Annotated in this window: 19 protein-coding genes; 14 read left to right on the top strand and 5 right to left on the bottom strand. The window is 65.9% G+C overall.

Annotated elements, in window-relative coordinates:
- Position 1 precedes the first annotated feature (1 nt).
- The 7 genes from BM193_RS19945 to BM193_RS19915 all read left to right on the top strand — a co-directional run bounded on the left by BM193_RS19945 (position 2) and on the right by BM193_RS19915 (position 7,325).
- On the top strand, positions 2-1,156 hold the full coding sequence (locus tag BM193_RS19945) for an acyl-CoA dehydrogenase family protein (protein WP_092799370.1): 1,155 nt from the start codon (positions 2-4) through the stop codon (positions 1,154-1,156).
- Positions 1,157-1,167: 11 nt separating this feature from the next.
- Positions 1,168-2,706 (top strand): class I adenylate-forming enzyme family protein, encoded by a 1,539-nt coding sequence (locus tag BM193_RS19940; RefSeq protein ID WP_092799372.1) that lies wholly within the window; start codon positions 1,168-1,170, stop codon positions 2,704-2,706.
- Between the two features lie 104 nt (positions 2,707-2,810).
- Positions 2,811-3,977 (top strand): ABC transporter substrate-binding protein, encoded by a 1,167-nt coding sequence (locus tag BM193_RS19935; protein ID WP_092799374.1) that lies wholly within the window; start codon positions 2,811-2,813, stop codon positions 3,975-3,977.
- A 110-nt stretch (positions 3,978-4,087) separates the two neighbouring features.
- Positions 4,088-4,960 carry a branched-chain amino acid ABC transporter permease gene (locus BM193_RS19930; RefSeq protein WP_092799376.1) on the top strand — a complete coding sequence of 291 codons (873 nt, stop codon included), beginning with the start codon at positions 4,088-4,090 and terminating at the stop codon, positions 4,958-4,960.
- Positions 4,957-5,925 carry a branched-chain amino acid ABC transporter permease gene (locus BM193_RS19925; RefSeq protein WP_092799378.1) on the top strand — a complete coding sequence of 323 codons (969 nt, stop codon included), beginning with the start codon at positions 4,957-4,959 and terminating at the stop codon, positions 5,923-5,925. The genes BM193_RS19930 and BM193_RS19925 overlap by 4 nt, the downstream gene beginning before the upstream one ends.
- Entirely contained in the window at positions 5,918-6,631 is a 714-nt protein-coding gene (locus tag BM193_RS19920; protein ID WP_092799380.1) for an ABC transporter ATP-binding protein, read from the top strand. Before BM193_RS19925 ends, BM193_RS19920 begins: the two co-directional genes overlap by 8 nt.
- Positions 6,624-7,325: an ABC transporter ATP-binding protein gene (locus BM193_RS19915; protein WP_092799382.1), complete on the top strand. Its 702-nt coding sequence runs from the start codon at positions 6,624-6,626 to the stop codon at positions 7,323-7,325. Before BM193_RS19920 ends, BM193_RS19915 begins: the two co-directional genes overlap by 8 nt.
- A 41-nt stretch (positions 7,326-7,366) precedes the next feature.
- Here BM193_RS19915 and BM193_RS19910 read toward each other — a convergent pair whose 3' ends face one another.
- A complete protein-coding gene (locus BM193_RS19910) occupies positions 7,367-8,350 on the bottom strand; it encodes an HDOD domain-containing protein (protein ID WP_092799384.1) in 984 nt (327 codons plus the stop codon).
- A 161-nt stretch (positions 8,351-8,511) separates the two neighbouring features.
- On the opposite strand from BM193_RS19910, the gene BM193_RS19905 reads away from it, so the two are divergent.
- The gene (locus tag BM193_RS19905) at positions 8,512-9,096 is read left to right on the top strand and encodes a DinB family protein (RefSeq protein ID WP_092799386.1); all 585 of its coding nucleotides are present in this window, start codon (positions 8,512-8,514) and stop codon (positions 9,094-9,096) included.
- A gap of 1 nt (position 9,097) precedes the next feature.
- Here the strand turns inward: BM193_RS19905 and BM193_RS19900 are convergent, their stop codons facing one another.
- Positions 9,098-9,490, bottom strand: a complete 393-nt coding sequence (locus tag BM193_RS19900; protein WP_092799388.1) for a VOC family protein — start codon at positions 9,488-9,490, stop codon at positions 9,098-9,100.
- Positions 9,491-9,574: 84 nt separating this feature from the next.
- Between BM193_RS19900 and BM193_RS19895 the strand changes: the two genes are divergently transcribed.
- From BM193_RS19895 to fghA, 6 genes are all read left to right on the top strand, one after another.
- Positions 9,575-10,114, top strand: a complete 540-nt coding sequence (locus tag BM193_RS19895; protein WP_092799390.1) for a GNAT family N-acetyltransferase — start codon at positions 9,575-9,577, stop codon at positions 10,112-10,114.
- Positions 10,115-10,261: 147 nt separating this feature from the next.
- Complete coding sequence (locus tag BM193_RS19890; protein WP_092799392.1) at positions 10,262-10,513, top strand: hypothetical protein; 252 nt, start codon at positions 10,262-10,264, stop codon at positions 10,511-10,513.
- Complete coding sequence (locus BM193_RS19885) at positions 10,510-10,755, top strand: hypothetical protein (protein WP_092799394.1); 246 nt, start codon at positions 10,510-10,512, stop codon at positions 10,753-10,755. Before BM193_RS19890 ends, BM193_RS19885 begins: the two co-directional genes overlap by 4 nt.
- A gap of 177 nt (positions 10,756-10,932) precedes the next feature.
- On the top strand, positions 10,933-11,604 hold the full coding sequence (gene lepB / locus BM193_RS19880; protein ID WP_092799396.1) for a signal peptidase I: 672 nt from the start codon (positions 10,933-10,935) through the stop codon (positions 11,602-11,604).
- A 48-nt stretch (positions 11,605-11,652) separates the two neighbouring features.
- On the top strand, positions 11,653-12,516 hold the full coding sequence (locus BM193_RS19875) for an NAD-dependent protein deacetylase (protein WP_092799398.1): 864 nt from the start codon (positions 11,653-11,655) through the stop codon (positions 12,514-12,516).
- A gap of 56 nt (positions 12,517-12,572) precedes the next feature.
- A complete protein-coding gene (gene fghA / locus BM193_RS19870; protein ID WP_092799400.1) occupies positions 12,573-13,442 on the top strand; it encodes an S-formylglutathione hydrolase in 870 nt (289 codons plus the stop codon).
- 9 nt (positions 13,443-13,451) lie between these two features.
- Here the strand turns inward: fghA and BM193_RS19865 are convergent, their stop codons facing one another.
- From BM193_RS19865 to BM193_RS19855, 3 genes are all read right to left on the bottom strand, one after another.
- Positions 13,452-14,117 carry a dienelactone hydrolase family protein gene (locus BM193_RS19865; RefSeq protein WP_092799402.1) on the bottom strand — a complete coding sequence of 222 codons (666 nt, stop codon included), beginning with the start codon at positions 14,115-14,117 and terminating at the stop codon, positions 13,452-13,454.
- A gap of 179 nt (positions 14,118-14,296) precedes the next feature.
- The gene (locus BM193_RS19860) at positions 14,297-16,618 is read right to left on the bottom strand and encodes a xanthine dehydrogenase family protein molybdopterin-binding subunit (RefSeq protein WP_092799404.1); all 2,322 of its coding nucleotides are present in this window, start codon (positions 16,616-16,618) and stop codon (positions 14,297-14,299) included.
- Positions 16,611-17,078: a (2Fe-2S)-binding protein gene (locus BM193_RS19855; RefSeq protein WP_092799406.1), complete on the bottom strand. Its 468-nt coding sequence runs from the start codon at positions 17,076-17,078 to the stop codon at positions 16,611-16,613. The genes BM193_RS19860 and BM193_RS19855 overlap by 8 nt, the downstream gene beginning before the upstream one ends.
- Between the last annotated feature and the right edge of the window lie 6 nt (positions 17,079-17,084).

Genomic DNA, 17,084 nt, shown 5'->3' with positions numbered 1-17,084 from the left:
GATGATACGCGACGAAGAAACCCTGAACATCCTGCTGGGCAGCATCTCCCGCTTCGTGCGCGAAGTGCTGGTGCCGAACGAGGCGCTGGTGGCCGAAACGGACACGATCCCGCCCGCCATCGTGGCGCAGATGCGCGAACTGGGCCTGTTCGGCCTGTCCATCCCGGAAGCCTACGGCGGCCTGGAACTGAGCATGGAAGAGGAAGTGCGGGTCGCCTTTGAAATCGCCCGGACCTCGCCCGCCTTCCGCTCGCTGATCGGCACGAACAACGGCATCGGCTCGCAGGGCATCGTCATCGACGGCACGGAGGCGCAAAAACAATACTACCTGCCCAAGCTGGCGGCCGGCGAGATCATCGGCTCGTTCGCGCTGACGGAAGCCGGTTCCGGCTCCGACGCGGCCTCGCTGCGCACGACGGCCGTGCGCGACGGCGACTTTTATATCCTGAACGGCAGCAAGCGCTACATCACCAACGCGCCCGAGGCGAGCATCTTTACCGTCATGGCCCGCACGGACCCCGTCAAGCGCGGCGCCTCGGCCATTTCCGCCTTCATCGTGGAAAAGGACACGCCGGGCCTCTCGCTGGGGAAAATCGATAAAAAGATGGGCCAGCAAGGCGCGCATACCTGCGACGTCATCTTCGACAATTGCCGCGTGCCGGCCGCGAACATCATCGGCGGCAAGGAAGGCGTGGGTTTTAAAACAGCCATGAAGGTGCTCGACAAGGGCCGGCTGCACATCGCCGCCGTCTGCGTGGGCGCGGCCGAACGCATGCTGGCCGACGCGCTGGCCTATGCGATGGAGCGCCAGCAGTTCGGCCAGCCCATCGCGGAATTCCAGCTGATCCAGGCCATGCTGGCCGACAGCAAGGCGGAAATCTACGCGGCGCGCAGCATGGTGCTCGACGCGGCGCGCCGGCGCGACAACAAGGAAGACATCTCGACGGAAGCGTCGTGCTGCAAGCTGTTCGCCTCCGAAATGTGCGGCCGCGTGGCCGACCGCTCCGTGCAGATCCACGGCGGCGCCGGCTACATCAGCGAATACGCGGCCGAGCGCTTCTACCGCGACGTGCGCCTGTTCCGCATCTACGAGGGCACGACGCAGATCCAGCAGATCGTCATCGCCCGCAACATGATCAAGGCGGCGCAACAGTGAAGGAGGCCGCGATGGACATTCCCGCCCTGCTGGCCCACCTGCCGGCGCGCCTGTCGGCCATCCCCATCTATTGGGCGGCGCGCGCGCCCGACGCGCCGGCGCTGCATGAAGCTGACCGCAGCTGGACCTACGCGCAGCTGCAGCACAGTGTGGAGAGCGCCGCGCAGCTGCTGCGCGACCTCGGCGTGCGCGCCGGCGACCGCCTGATGGTGGTGGGCGAGAATGGCGCGCTGCAGGTGGCGCTGATCTTTGCGGCCGCCAGCATCGACGCGTGGATCGTCAACGTCAATGCCCGCCTGTCGGCGCGCGAGATCGACACCATCGCCACGCATTCCAGCGCGCGGCGCGTGCTGTTCCTGGCCGGCGCCTCGCCGGAAGCGGCCGCGCATGCGGCACGCCTGGGCGCGGCCAGCGCCACGGTCGACGGCATGGGCGAGCTGCTGGCAGGCGGCTTGAACGAGGCGGCCATCGCGGAAGACACGCTGCCCGGCAACGAGCAGGTGGCCGCGCTGATCTACACGACGGGTACCACCGGGCAGTCGAAGGGCGTGATGCTCACGCACCGCAACCTGCTGTTCATCGCCGCCGTCTCCAGCACCCTGCGCGGCTTGAGCAGCACCGACCGCGCCTACGGCGTGCTGCCCATCTCGCACGTATATGGCCTGGCGTCGGTGGCCCTGGGCACCCTGTATGCGGGCGCCGCGCTGTACCTGGTGCCGCGCTTTTCCGTCGACGGCCTGCTGGCCGCATTGAAAGACGATGAACTGACCATCGTGCAGGGCGTGCCCGCCATGTACGCCAAGCTGCTGCAAACCTTGGGCGGCGCGCAGACGCCCTTGCCCACGCGGCTGCGCTTCGCGTATGCGGGCGGCTCGCCGCTGGCGCCGTCGCTCAAGCACGACGTGGAAAAGCTGCTGGGCACCGCGCTGCACAATGGCTATGGCATGACGGAAAGCGCACCCACCATCAGCCAGACGCGCCTGGAAGCGCCGCGCCATGACGATTCCGTCGGCATGCCGATTCCCGGCGTGGAAGTGCGCGTCGTCAGCCTCGATGGCGAGGACGTGGCGCCGGGCGAGCCGGGGGAACTGTGGATACGCGGGCCGAACATCATGGCCGGCTACTACCGCGAGCCGGCCATGACGGCGGCCGCCATGCGCGATGGCGGCTGGCTCAATACGGGCGACATGGCGCGCCAGGACCCGGACGGCGCGCTGTTTGTTGTCGGCCGCACCAAGGAACTGATCATCCGCTCCGGCTTCAATGTGTATCCGCTGGAGGTGGAAACGGCGCTCAATGCACACGCTTCCGTGGTGCAGTCGGCCGTGGTGGGCCGCACTGTGGCCGATGGCAACGAGGATGTCATCGCCTACGTGGAACTGGACCCGCAGCACCCGGTGACGGTGCAGGCATTGCACGATTACCTGGCGCAGACCCTGTCGCCCTACAAATGCCCGTCCGCCATCATCGTCATGGAAGCACTGCCGGCGGCGGCCACCGGCAAGATTTTGAAGGGACAGCTGCGCCAGATGGCGCAGCGTGGGCAGTAAATTCGGCATTGCAGTTGGTTTCAAGAGACCCGACAATAAAACCCAAGCGGGTAGTTTTCCCGGCACCGATCCTGGCGCCGGAGTTTATCACCGGAGGAGACACGATGAAACGCACATACACACGCATCGCCATGGCAGCGCTGGTTGCCGGCGCCTGGATGACGCAGGCCAGCGCCGATGAATTCCTGGTCGGCGCGGAAATTCCCCTGACGGGCAACCTGGCGCGCGTCGGCGCCGGCATGCAGGAAGGCATCATGGTCGCGGCCGAAGTCTTCAACAAGAGCAACGGCAAGCACAAGATCAAGATCGTCACCGTCGACGACGAATCGGCGCCGGCCAAGGCCATCGCCGCCGTGGAAAAGCTGGCCAGCCAGGGCGTGGTGGCCATCACGGGCGGCTATGGCTCGAACAATATCTCGCCCGCCTCGGACACGGCCAATAAACTGGGCCTGGTTTACATCACGTCGGGCGGCGTGGACGACAGCCTGGTGGCCAGCGGGCGCAAGAATTTTTTCCGCATCAATAACACGGCCGGCTACGAAAAGGCCATGCTGGGCCTGCTTGCCGACGTGGGCGCCAAGTCCGTCTCCATCGTGTATTCGACCAAGGACGCCACCACGGGCCTGGCGAAGGACGTGGAAAAGGCCCTGGCGGCCAAGGGCGTGAAAGTGACGACGCACTCGTTCGACCCGGCGATCACGGACTTCAAGCCCATCATCAACAAGATCAAGCTGCAGGACAAATCGGAAGTGGTGGCCATGGTCGGCTATGAAAACGACTACGTGGGCATCATCCGCGCCGCGCGCGTGCTGAAACCGAAGATCAAGGCCATGGTGGGCGTGTGGTCGCTGGCCACGCCGAAGATGGCGGCCGACTTCCCGGACCTGATGCCGAACGTCTTCGGCACGGCATTGCTGCCCTTCCCCACCGAATTCAAGACGGCCGACGGCAAGGCCTTCAGCGACGCCTACAAGCAGCTGTACAAGAAGGAACCCGACTACCTGGGCCAGTTCGGCTACGTGCAGTCGATGCTGCTGTTCGAGGCGATCGCGCGCGCGGCCGACAAGGGCACCATCAAGAAAGGCGGCGTGGCCGAGGAAATGCGCAAGACGGACCGCGAAACGCTGATCGGCCGGGTGCAGTTTGCCGCCAACGGCGACAACCAGAACTTCGTGCACCGCATGGCGCAGCACCAGGACAAGAAGGTGGTGATCGTCTGGCCGAAGGAACACGCCACGGGCAAGCTGAACTATCCGGCCGTGCCCTGGTAAGCCGCAGCCTCCCGCTGCACACGCGCGTGCCCGCCCGGGCGCGCACCGATGAACGGCAGTCCTGCGCTTGCTTGTACACGCTGCGCCGGCCTGCCTGACGGGATGACGACATGACAGAATTAATCTTGCAAGCCCTGTATTCGGGCCTGCTGCAGGGCGGCTCCTATGCCCTGATCGCGCTGGGTCTGGCGCTGGTGTTCGGCACCATGAAAGTGATCAACCTGGCGCACGGCGAACTGGTGCTGCTGGCCGCCTACATCGCCTACAGCGTGGAGTCCGGCCTGGGCCTGGGGCCCATGTTCGCCATTCCCATCGCGCTGGTGATCGTCAGCCTGACGTCGGTGGGCGTCTACCTGATCGTCAGCCGCATCAAGAAGGACCGCGAAATCAACTCGCTGATCCTCACCTACGGCATCGGCGTCATCCTCACCAATTTCATTTTGCTCGTCTGGAAGGCCGACATCCGCTCGACCTCGTCGAGCTGGCTGCAGGAAGGTTTTGAAGTCGGCCCCTTCTTCAGCATGCGCAGCGAAGTGATCTTCTTCGGCGTCAGCCTGGTGCTGATGGCGGCGCTGTGGCGCTGGCTGTCCACCAGCTGGTATGGCCGCGCCGTGCGCGCCGTCTCCAGCAACCGCGACGCGGCCAAGCTGATGGGCATCGACCCGGGCCGCACGGAACTGGTGTCGTTTCTGGTCGCCGGCATCCTGGCCGCCTTCGCGGGCGTTGCCCTGTTCAGCTATGGCGTGATCCAGCCGGCCTACGGCGGCGCGCTGACGGTGAAAGCCTTCATCATCACCGTCCTGGCCGGCATCGGTTCGATTCCCGGCGTGCTGCTGGCCGCCGTGCTGCTGGGCGTGGCCGAAGCGCTGACCGTCACCCTGGCCAGCTCCGCGCTGCAGGAATTGTCCGGCATGGTGCTGTTCCTGCTGGTGTTGTTCATCATGCCGAACGGCCTGTTCGGCGCACAACGGAGGCGCGGATGAAGCGCTCGACATGGATATCCACGGCGGGCCTGCTGCTGGCCGCCTATATTGCCGTGCCGCTGGCGCTGGGCGCCAACCAGTACGTGATGAGCATGGTGGTGGCGGCGCTGATCATCGGCGGCGTGGCCATGTCCTGGGCCCTGCTCGGCAATTTGGGCGGCATGGTCAGCTTCGGCCATGCGGCGTTCTTCGGCGTGGGCGCGTATGTCTCCGCCCTGAGCACGGTGAAGCTGGGCGTGCCCGTGTTCCCCGCCATGCTGCTGGGCGGCGCTGGCGCGTCCATCGCCGCCGTCATCATGCTGCCCGTGCTGCGCCTGCGCGGGCCGTATTTCGCGTTGGCCATCCTCGCCTACGCGCACATCTTCCGCATCCTGGCCACGGAATGGAGCTCCGTGACGGGCGGCGCCGGCGGCGTGAACAATATCCCCCCACTGCCCACCGTCTTCGGTGTTGATCTGGCCAGCAAGACGGGCGCCTATATGGTGGTGCTGACCCTGGTGGTGGCGTGCGCCTTCGTCTACAGCCGCATCCGCGCCAGCCATTACGGCATCGCCCTGCGCGCCATGCACGACAGCGAAGACGCCACGCGCGTCGTCGGCGTCAACAGCACCTTGCTGAAGGGCGCGATGCTGCTGGTGTCGGCCTTCATGGCGGGCCTGTTCGGCGCCTTCAACGCCCACTACATCAATTTCCTGGAGCCGGACTACGCCTTCAACAGCCTGTGGGTCACGCTGCCGATCGTGGCGGCCATCTTCGGCGGCTACCGTACCATCCTCGGCCCCGTGCTGGGCGCCGTGGTGGTGTACCTGGTCGACCAGCTCATTTTCAAGTCGCTGATTCCGACCGGCCACCAGCTGGTGCTGGGCGTGCTGCTGGTGGCGATGATCGTCTTCAGTCCGAACGGCCTGCTGCCGCTGCTGCAGAAGCTCGTCAAGGGCAAAGCGAAGGAGAAAGCACATGCTTGAACTCGATAATGTCTGCGTGCGTTTCGGCGGCCTGACGGCCGTCGACAGCGTCACCTTAAAGGTGGGCAGCCACGACGTGATCGGCCTGGTGGGCGCGAACGGGGCCGGCAAGACCACCCTGTTCAACGCCATTTCCGGCCTGGTGCGTCCCACCGGCGGCAGCATCCGCTTCGAGGGGCGCGACATCATGGCCACGCCCATGTACCAGCGCGCCCGCCTGGGCCTGGGGCGCACCTTCCAGATCCCGCAGCCGATGCATGAATTGACGGTGCGCGAAAACCTCATCGTGGCGCAGCGCTTCGGCACGGGCAAGGTGGACCAGCGCAAGATCGACGAGATCCTCGATTTTACGAGCCTGGCGGACAAGGCGCAGCGCGACGCGGCCAGCGAACTGGCGCTGACGGAATTGAAAGCGCTGGAAGTGGCCAAGGCGCTGGCGACGAACCCGAAACTGCTGCTGCTCGATGAAGTGCTGGCAGGCCTGGAAACGAACGGCAAGCGCCGCTTCATGGGCATGCTGAAGGAGTTGCACGCGGCCTTTGGCGTGGGCATCGTCATGATCGAGCATGACATCGAGACCATCAGCAATCTGTGCCAGCGCGTGGCCGTGCTCAATTTTGGCCAGCTGATCGCCGACGGCACGCCCGATTGCGTCTTCCGCGACCCGGCCGTCATCCAGAGCTATACAGGAGCCGAGCATGCTTGACATAGAAAACCTGCGCGCCGGCTATGGCGCCATCAATGTGCTGTGGGATGTGTCGCTGTCGATCCGCAAGGGCAAGCTGACCACCATCATCGGCCCGAACGGCGCCGGCAAGACGACCCTGCTGCGCGCCATCATGGGCCTGCTGCCCGTGGACGCGGGCAGCATCGCGCTCGACGGCACGCCCATCAACGGCACGCCCACCTGGAAGATGAGCGATGCACGCGTGACGATGATCCCCGAGGGGCGCATGACGTTCCGCGACATGAGCGTGGAAGAAAACCTGATCATGGGCGCCTTCCCGAAGGCGCACCGCAGCCACATGCCGGCGCGCCTGGCCGAAGCCTACGCCATGTTCCCGCGCCTGCACGAGCGGCGCCGCCAGCTGGCCGGCTCGCTCTCCGGCGGCGAGGCGCAGATGCTGGCGATGGCGCGCGGGCTGATGTCGGACCCGTCCTTGTTGATCATCGACGAGCCGTCGCTGGGCCTGGCGCCGCTGGTGGTCAACGAGCTGTTCGAGATCCTCGCGCGGCTGAACGACGGCAAGCGCACCATCATTTTAGTGGAGCAGAACACGGCGCGCGCGGTGAAAGTGGCCGACCATGTCTACCTGATGCAAAGCGGCAGAGTGGCGCTGTCGCAGGCGGCGGCGGATGTCGACCTGGAGCACCTGCACGCGCTGTATTTCGCGCGCTGAGCGATAGCCGCCGCACGCCCGCCGTGCGCGGCCTGCGGCCGTCACTCCTCGTCGTCGGCCAGTTTGTCGAACACCAGCAGTTCGCTCTTGCCGAGTCCTGTCATCACGAAGGGATCGTCGGCAGGAAAACGGCCCGTATCGACCAGCATGCGCAGCTTGCTCAGGCGCTCGCCCAGCGCCAGCGCTTGCGCCTGCGCGTCGGCATCATCTTGTCCGGCCTGGCCGATCGCGCGCGTCACGGATGCGGGGAACTCCCATAATTCGGCGATGCGCACCGACAGGATGCGCGCCTGCGCAAACACCTGGGCAATGAAGGCGTCCGATTGTGGAAAGGCATCGGGCGCATGCATCTGGTCGATCAGCCGGAACGCCACCACCAGGCCGACATTGGCCATCAATCCCGCCAGATAGGCGTCGAAGGCGTTGGCCTGCAGCGCAGGCGCGACCAGGTTGGCCGCCAGCGCGCATTTCTCGGACTGGCGCCAGATCAGCGGCGCCGTGCGGATGGTCAGCCCACCGCTTTGCATGCTGACGATGGGACGGAAGGCGACGCGGGCGAGCAGCATGCGCATGCCGTTTTGCCCGAGCAGCATGATGGCGCCTTCCATGTTATTGATCGACGGGCTGGCGTTGTAGCGTGAATGGTAGCAGGGCCGGTTCGCTTCGCGGTAGACCTCGGCGACCAGCAGCACGTCCTGGGCCAGCTGGCGCGACAGCTCGGCCGCGCTCATGTTTTCATCTTGCAAGGTCCGCATCAACTGCGGAATGATGGCGGGAATGCGCGGTATCAGCGCAGCGCCGACGATCGGTTCACTGGCCAGGCGCGTCAATTCGTCCAGAATCTGCTGTTCCGCCTGCTTTGATGCCTGCGTCGCCCCCGCAGCCGCCAGCCAGCGGTAATAGATGGCATCGATTTCGGTGATGCCGGCTGGCTGCCGTGCCACCTCGGGCGATGCCGCTGCCGCGGCTGGCGCAGGCTTGTTTTTCCCGTCGCCGCCGTTCAGTAATTTTCCTATCCAACCCATTTTGCTTTTCCAGCCCTATATCCGTCACTATCGCGCAATCCGCGCCGCGATTTTACTTGATGACAGCCGCGCCGGTGCGATGGGCGTGGCGGGCCGGGTCCAAGCGACGCGACCTGCTAAAGTAACACTCTCGCAGGTTTCCCTGCTTTGCAAGGCACATCATGCACAATCCGCTGGCCCAATACCTTACCAGCCAGGCGTATAACAACGCCTGGTCCAACCACCGCCTGCTGAAGGCGTGCGGACAGCTGACCCAGGCCGAGTTCCAGGCCACGCGGGTCAGCTTCTTCCCCACCATCCAGTTCACCCTGAACCATATCCTGACGTGCGACTGGTTTTACCTCGATGCGCTCGAACGCGAACTGCGCGGCGACGCGCCGCATCCGGACTGCTACTCTTTCTTTGAACGGGACGAACCCTACACCGATTGCGCCGCGCTGCAGGCAGCGCAGCGCGCATCGGACGCGCGCCTGATCGCGCATTGCCGCAGCCTGTGCGACGCGGACCTGGCGCGGCGCGTGACAATCCTGCGCGACACGCCGCAAATCGACACGCGCCTGCGCCTGCTGGCGCATCTGTTCCAGCACCAGATCCACCACCGGGGGCAAGTCCACGCCATGCTGGCCGGCACGCGCGTGGCGCCGCCGCAGCTCGACGAATTCTTTTGCGCCGGCGAAGCGGAACTGCGGGCGCAGGATTGTGCGGAGCTGGGCTGGACAGAGGAAGAAATCTGGCAAGCGCGCTGAATCACTCCTCGGCGTGGCAGCAGACGCACAGCTTGTTGCCATCGAGGTCGCGGAAATACGCGCCATAGTAGTGGGCGTGGTAATGGGGACGCAAGCCCGGCGGCCCCTCGCACGCGGCCCCCAGCGCCAGCGCGAGCTGGTGGCAGCGGTCCACCTGCGCGCGGCTGGCCGCCAGCAAGGCCGTCATCTGCCCATTGCCGGGCGTGGCGGGCAAGCCGTCATGTGGCGCACCGAGCACGAACAGCGGACGCGGCGCCGTCTTCGCCATCCAGCCCGCCCAGGGCTTGGCGCCGTCATGGAATTTCTCGACCAGGTCCAGTTCACCCAGCAGTGCCGTATAAAAAGCGTAGGCGCGGGGAAAGTCGTTGGTGCCGATGCAGAGATGGGACAGCATGCCGCTCCTTCAGGGGTGGATGTAGGACGGGCGCCATGCGCCGCCGCCTGATTATAATGGCATATCTCTTTTTGACCAGCCGCCATGTCCGACCTCGACCGCCTTCAACTACTGCCGCCCGCCAGCACGGATACCGACGCCCTGCTGGCCTTCGAAGCGGCCAACCGCGCGTATTTCGAATCCTGGGTCACGGCCCGCGCGCCGTCCTACTATCACCGTGACGCCATCGCCGCCGCCATCGAACAGGCCGGGCGCGAGCGCGACAAGGACAGCGCGCATCAATACCTGGCCAAGCTGGACGGCCAGATCATCGGGCGGGTCAACCTGACGGCCGTCACGCGCGCCTATTTCAACAAGGCGACGCTGGGCTACCGCATCGGCGAACAGTTTGGCGGGCGCGGCTACGCCACGCGCATCGTCGCCCTGCTGCTGGAAGAGGCGTTCGGCAGCCTGGAACTGGGGCGCCTGGAAGCGACGGCCCGGCCGCAAAACCTGGGGTCGATCGCCGTCATGCAGCGCAACGGTTTCCATCAATATGGCAGGTCGGAAAAAGCCATGCTGTTCCAGGGCACGTGGTCGGACTTGCTGTACTTCGAGCGGCGCAATGACCGCCAGGCCAGCTGAAACCGGCAAAAAAACGGACACTTTGTTGCCAGGCACTCAGCGCGGCGTTTGTCGTATCGGCCGCGACTTTGTGACAGCGCAAAGCCGCGGCATGATGCCCTGATAACGTCAGGACTCGGGAATCTTGAATGGCTTGCCTAGTCCAATATGAAACTGCATCAACGCCTGTTCGCCCATGTGCTGCTGGTATTGGCATTGGCCATCGTCATCTTCGGCGCCGCCATCGTGCTGGCACGCATGACACAGTGGGCGGAACTGCAGGAATTGCCTGCCTACATCGTGCAGGGCATGCACCTGGTCGGCAAGGTGCTGTTTTTCCTGGACGGCTGCATCGTCATTGCCGTCAGCAGCATCCTGGCCGCCCGTCTGTTTCGCCTGCTCACCAAGGAGGATATATGATCGATCTACACTACCTGCTCACGCTCCGGCATCCGCGCCGTTTCTGGTGCGGCGCCATCGTCATCGCCATCGCTTCGGCGATCCTGCTCGGTCCCTGGCTCGACAGCACGCCCTGGCTGGTGGCGATACCGTTCGTGGCCGGCGGCTTGCTGGTGGCGCTAGGCGAACTGTGGGAAGAAATAGCCGGCAAGCAGCGGCCCAACGGCAACGGCGATGCGCACCCGCCATGCCAGCGTCCATGACAAGCACGATGTCGCGGATGGCGCAGGCATGCAACACCCGGCCCCCCCTCATCTGTGCCAGCGTACTCCAGCGTACCATTTAAGACTGGCTTCAGGCTCGCCATGCATTGTTGATACCACGCCAGCAACAGGCGTTTCCCCAACGATCACGGGCACAGGCCCAGCGAAAGAGCCGACATGAGCACATGGATGCGCGCCAACAAGGGCTTTTTGATGTTTATTCTGCTGTTCGGCGTGTTCCGCACCGCCGTGGCGGACTGGAATCCGATACCGTCAGCGTCCATGCGGCCCAACCTGCTCGAAGGCGACGTCGTCTTCGTCAACCGTCTCGCCTTCAACCTGAAAGTACCGCTGACCGATATCGTAGTGCAACGCCTGGGCGAGCCGGCACGCGGCGACATCGTCACCTTTTCCTCGCCCAGGGATGGCACGCGCCTGATCAAGCGCATCATCGCCCTGCCCGGCGACACGGTGGAAATGCGCGATGAACAGTTGATCCTCAATGGCCACCGCGCCCAGTACACGGCGCTCGACACGGCGCCCGAAACCATCGCCCATGTCGGCCAATTGACGGCGCAGCGCATCACCGAGCGCAACAGCACCGAACAGCACCGCATCCAGTTCCTGCCGCAAGTCACGGGCGCGGCGCGCAGCTTTGGCCCCGTGACGGTGCCGGCCGACCATTTTCTGATGCTGGGCGATAACCGCGACAACAGCGCCGACTCGCGCTATTTCGGCTTCGTGCCGCGCAAATTGCTGATCGGCAAGGCGGAGCGCATCCTCGTCTCGGCGAATATCCAGGAGCACTGGCAACCCCGCCTGCAGCGCTTCGGCATGAAGCTCGAGTAAGTCCCTCCCCGTGCAAGGCGCCCTGCTTTTCGGTTAGCATGGCGCATCATGTCCAACTTTTCCCTTGCCAGCCCCGGCGCCGCCAGCACGCACCATGCCCTCGAGCAGTTGGCGCAATTCCTGCAACGCCACCCGGACGCGCTGCTGCTGACGGGCGCCGGCATCAGCACGGCCTCGGGCATCCCCGATTACCGCGATGCGGACGGCGTGCGGCGCGGCAATGCGCCCGTGCAAGGTCCCGAATTCCGCCGCCACGACGCCGTGCAGCGCCGCTATTGGGCCCGCAGCATGGTGGGCTGGCCGACGCTGGCGCGCGCCGCCCCCAATCCCGGCCACCTGGCCATCGCCCGGCTGGCGCAGCGCCGGCAAATAGGCGGCCTCGTCACGCAAAACGTCGATGGCCTGCACCAGCAGGCGGGCAGCGGCGACGTGACGGAATTACACGGCAGCATACATGCGGTGGTCTGCCTCGATTGCCGTGCCGGCTATGCACGGCGCCTCGTTCAAGACTGGCTGGAACGCGACAATCCGCAACTGCGGGGCGCCACGGCCACGCCGGCGCCCGATGGCGATGCGCTGCTGGAGCCGATGCAGCTGGCCACCTTTCACGTGCCCCGCTGCCCCCGCTGCGGCGGCACCCTGCAGCCGGACGTGGTGTTTTTCGGCGATGGCGTGCCGCCGGCCTGCGCGGCCGAGGCCGAACGCAAGGTGGCGCAGGCCAGCGCCCTGCTGCTGGTCGGCTCGTCCGTCATGGTGTATTCCAGCTTTCGCCTGTGCCGCATGGCGGCCGAAACAGGCAAGCCCGTGGCCGCCATCAACCTGGGCAAGACGCGCGCCGACCATTTGCTGGCGTTCAAGACGGAAGCGCCGGCACAGGACATCTTGCCCGCATTAGCGGCCATGCTGGGCTGATCCCCGCTCGGCGGCGCGCCACTCTGGCTATACTGTGGGATTGACGAGGAGAATTCATGCTGGAACTGTTGAGTGAACACGCCTGTTTTGGCGGCGTACAACGTTTTTATCGCCACGACGCGCACGCCATCGGCTTGCCCATGCGCTTTTCGGCCTTCATTCCCGACACCGCACCGGGCGCCGCCCCCACCAGCCAGCGCCCCGCCCTGTTTTACCTGGCCGGCCTGACCTGCACGGAAGAAACTTTCATGGCCAAGGGCGGGGCCCAGCGCGTGGCGGCCGAAGAAGGCTTGATCCTGATCGCACCCGATACCAGCCCCCGTGGCGCGGGGATCGCCGGCGAGGCCGACAGCTGGGATTTCGGCGTCGGCGCCGGCTTCTACGTGGATGCCACCGCGGCGCCCTGGAGCGGCCACTACCGCATGTACAGCTACATCCTGGAGTTGCGCGCCCTGCTGGCACAGGAACTGGCGATCGATGCGCGGCGCACGGGCATCTTCGGCCATTCCATGGGCGGCCACGGCGCCCTGGTGCTGGCCTTGCGCAACCCTGAACTGTTCCGTTCGGTGTCCGCCTTCGCCCCCATCGCCGCGCCCAGCCAATGTCCATGGGGCAAGAAGGCGTTCGCGGGCTACCTGGGCGGCGACACGGCCGCCTGGCAGCAGTATGACGCCAGCGCGCTGATGCGCGGCCTGCAGGGCCAGCCGGCGCTGTTTCCCGCCGGCATCTTGATCGACCAGGGCCTGGCCGACAAGTTCCTGCCCGAGCAGTTGTACCCGGACGTATTCGAGGCGGCATGCGAAGCCGCGGCCCAGCCCTTGCAGCTGCGCCGCCATGCGGGCTACGACCACGGCTATTACTTCATCGCCACTTTCATGGAAGAGCATCTGCGCTTCCATGCAAGGAACCTGCGCGCCCTCGCCTGATCTTGCGCCCTATTGCAGCGAACTGGTATGCCCGTTGAAATGGCGCGTGTACCAGTCCGTTGCCAGCACGGCCGCCTGGTGGTGGACATCGGCTCCACTGGGCGCGGCGATCTGTTCCAGTTGTTTGTCGCAGCGCAAGGTGGCAAAGGCCATGCGGTTCAGGCCCGCCACGTCGGGATCGCGCCCGCCCACGATGAGCAACGATGGCACGCGCACGTTTTCCAGCGCCGCCTTGCCCGCCATTTCCACCTGGCCATCGCAGACGGCCAGCGCGGCGATATCCGCGCTGCGCCAGGCCGCCAGCTGCATCACGACGGCCGCGCTGGTACCGTAGCCGTACAGGCCGCAGGGCAAGCGCCGCGTGGAAGGGTCCACCTGCAGCCAGCCCAGGGCTTTTTCCAGCTGGCGCGCCAGCAGGACGATATCGCTGCGCACGAAATAGGCATGGCCATTGCTGCCGCCGCCAGGCTCGATGCCGGCCTGGTCAAAACGCAAGGTGGCGATGCCCGCTCGCAGGAAATCCTGGGCCGTGGCATGGCTGGAGGCGCCCAGATAATCGCTATCGGCGCCCGCGCCGTGGGCAAACAGGACGATGCCCACCGGGTGTGCTGGCATTTCAAGCACGCCGTCCATCTGCAGTTCATCGGCCGTAATGCTGACAAATTGTTCTTGCATGGCTGCCTCCGCTATCGAGCTGAAATCGAGCTGTTCACCTCCAGCTGCTGCTGAGCTGATCTTGCCGGGCCGGGCGCTGCCTGCATGCCCTGAGCGGCAGGCTTCAGTGTAGCAGCCTGCGACCGTTCCTGCGCGGGCGTTCGCGCCGCAGTGCACCACACGCAGCGGCACCGGCGGCGCTACACGGCGCCGTGCCGGTCGAGGCCCTTGAGCACGGCTTCCGGGCGGATCGGCAAATGCCGCACGCGTGCCGCCACGGCGGCAAAGATGGCATTGCCGATGGCCGGCGCCACGGCCGTGGTGGGCGGCTCGCCCATGCCCGTCGAGGTTGCCGTGCTGGCGATGAATTCGATGTCCAGCTCCGGCACGTCGGCCATGCGCAGGGGCGTGTAGGTATTCAGGTTGGTATCCCGGACTTCGCCATTCAGGAAGGCCGTGCCTTCATGGATGGCCATGCTCACGCCCCACAGGGCGCCGCCTTCCGCCTGCGCCAGCGCGCCGTCCGGGTCGACGATGGCGCCCGCATCGATCACCATGGTGAGTTTTTCGACTTTCACCATGCAAGTGCTGCGGTCCACTTTCACCCGCGCCACGCACGCCGTCCAGGTGGGCATGTCGCGCTCCTGGCCGAACGTGGCGGCGATGCCCAGGCCCGTGTCCGGCGGCATGGCCGTGCCCCAGCCCGCCTTTTCGGCCGCCCGGCGCAATACGTGGGCCAGGCGTGCGGCGCCGCCGACGGCGTTCGGCGCACTGCCCTCGTTGCGTCCCGTCGCCTGCAGCAAGGACAGGCGGAAGGCCAGCGGATCGACCTTGGCCGCCTGCGCCGCCTCGTCCATGAAGCTTTCCACAGCCCAATTCGTCCAGCCCGGCCCCACGGAGCGCAGCCAGCCAGGGCGGAAACTGCTGTTGGCCAGGTCGTTCGACACGGCCCGCACGCGCTGCGCACCCACCGTGTACCAGTGGTCGGCGCCGGCGATGGCGAACGGGTCATACGGATGGCCCTGCTTATCCTTGGCCAGCAAGGCGGGAATCATCGCCTGCGTGGGCCAGCCCGCGCTCGCCTCATGCACCATGGCCGACACCCTGCCATCCGCATCGAAAGCCATGCGCACGTGCTGCACCGAGGGCGATCGGGGCGAATCGAAGCGCGCATCGTCGGCCCGCGTGCAGATCATCTTGACGGGCCGCCCCACGGCCTGCGCCGCCAGCGCGGCCGGCACGCAGTAATCGCCATTCAAGCGCCGGCCGAAGCCGCCGCCCAGCAGGTAGGTATGCAGCATGACCTTGTCTTCCGGCACGTTCAAGGCCTTGGCCAGCACGGGCAGGATCAGGGATTGCCACTGGTTGCCCGCGTGAATGTGCCACACGCCGTCAATTTCCTGCGCCAGCGCGTTCACAGGTTCCAGCTGGAAATGCAGCACGGTGCTCGTCGTGTAGTGGCGCTCCAGTTTCAGGCTGGCATCCTTGAATGCCTGCTCCACGCCGTCATCATCGACCACGCGCGCACCCAGGGTGGCGTCGGCCAGCTGCTTGGCGCCATAATTGACGATATCCTGCTCCAACACGTGCGCCGCCGCGCCGGCCCGCCATTTCACCTGCACCAGCTCGGCCGCGCGCAGGGCGGCCGCAGACGTCTCGGCCACCACCATGACCCAGCCGGGCACGGTGCCGGTGGGGTCCTGCAAGGCCACCGAACGCAGGTAGCCCTTGACCTTTTTCGCGGCAGCGTCGTCGATGGACACCACCTTGGCGCCGTAGCGCGTGGGCGGAATCTTCGGCCGCGCATACAGCATGCCGTCGACCTGCGCATCGATGCCGTACACGGCCGTGCCATTCGTCTTCGCGGGAATATCCAGCGCCTGCACGGGCTGGCCGATCAGCCTGCGCTGCTGCGGCGTCTTCAGCACGATGGCCTGCAATTGCTCCGGCGTGTACTGGCGCGCCAGCTTGCCTCGACGCACGATCTCCGCATAAGAAATCGAGCGTCCCCGCCCGTGCACCGCACCCAGCCTGGCATGGCAGGCGGACACGGGCGCGCGCAGCAGACGGGCGCCCTCCTCGACCAGCGCGATGCGGCCGGCCGCGCCGGCGCGGCTGAGCGGATCGAAATTCTGCCAGACGGACCAGCTGCCGCCCGTCACCATCACGCCCCATTTCGGGTCCGTGTCCACATAATGCAGGCGCACCTTGCTCCAGTCCGCTTCAAGCTCGTCGGCCACGATGCGCGCCAGTGCCGTGCCGATGTGCTGGCCCATTTCCGCCTTGGCAATGTTGACCGTGACGATGCCGTCGCGGTCGATGGCGAACCAGATGCTGGGATCGAACACGGGCGCGGCGGCAGGCTTGGCGGCCGGCGCGGACACCGCCTTGCCGGCGGCCAGCGAGCTGTCCGCGCGCAGGAAGGCCAGGGTAAAGCCCGTGCCGGCGGCGGCGATCAGGAAGCCGCGCCGGCCCAGCGAGCTGGGGCGCGCGCCAGAATTTTCTTTGGGTAATTTAAACACCAGGCGCCTCCTGCATGCCGGCCGCCAGCTTGATGGCCTTGCGGATGCGCACGTACGCCATGCAACGGCACAGGTTGCCGCTCATGACGGCATCGATGTTCGCATCCGTCGGTTGCGGATAGTCTTTCAGCAAGGTGGCCGCCTGCATGATCTGGCCCGACTGGCAATAGCCGCACTGCGGCGCCTGCGTGGCGATCCATGCCCGCTGCAGCCGATGCGTGCCGTCCGGCGACAAGCCTTCGATGGTGGTGATGGCGCAGCCGGTGACGGCGGCAATCGGCGTGATGCACGAGCGCATGGCGCGGCCATCCACGTGCACGGTGCAGGCGCCGCACATGCCGATGCCGCAGCCAAACTTCGTGCCTTTCAAATTGACTTCATCGCGCAGCACCCACAGCAACGGGGTCTCGGCGTCGGCCTCGGTGCCGAAGGGCTGGCCATTCACGGTAATGTTATACATAAGAAA

It is taken from the genome of Janthinobacterium sp. 344, assembly GCF_900112025.1.
Lineage (GTDB): Bacteria > Pseudomonadota > Gammaproteobacteria > Burkholderiales > Burkholderiaceae_D > Janthinobacterium.
Note: the sequence above shows the minus strand (reverse complement) of the source record. Positions and strands in the feature narration are given on the sequence as shown.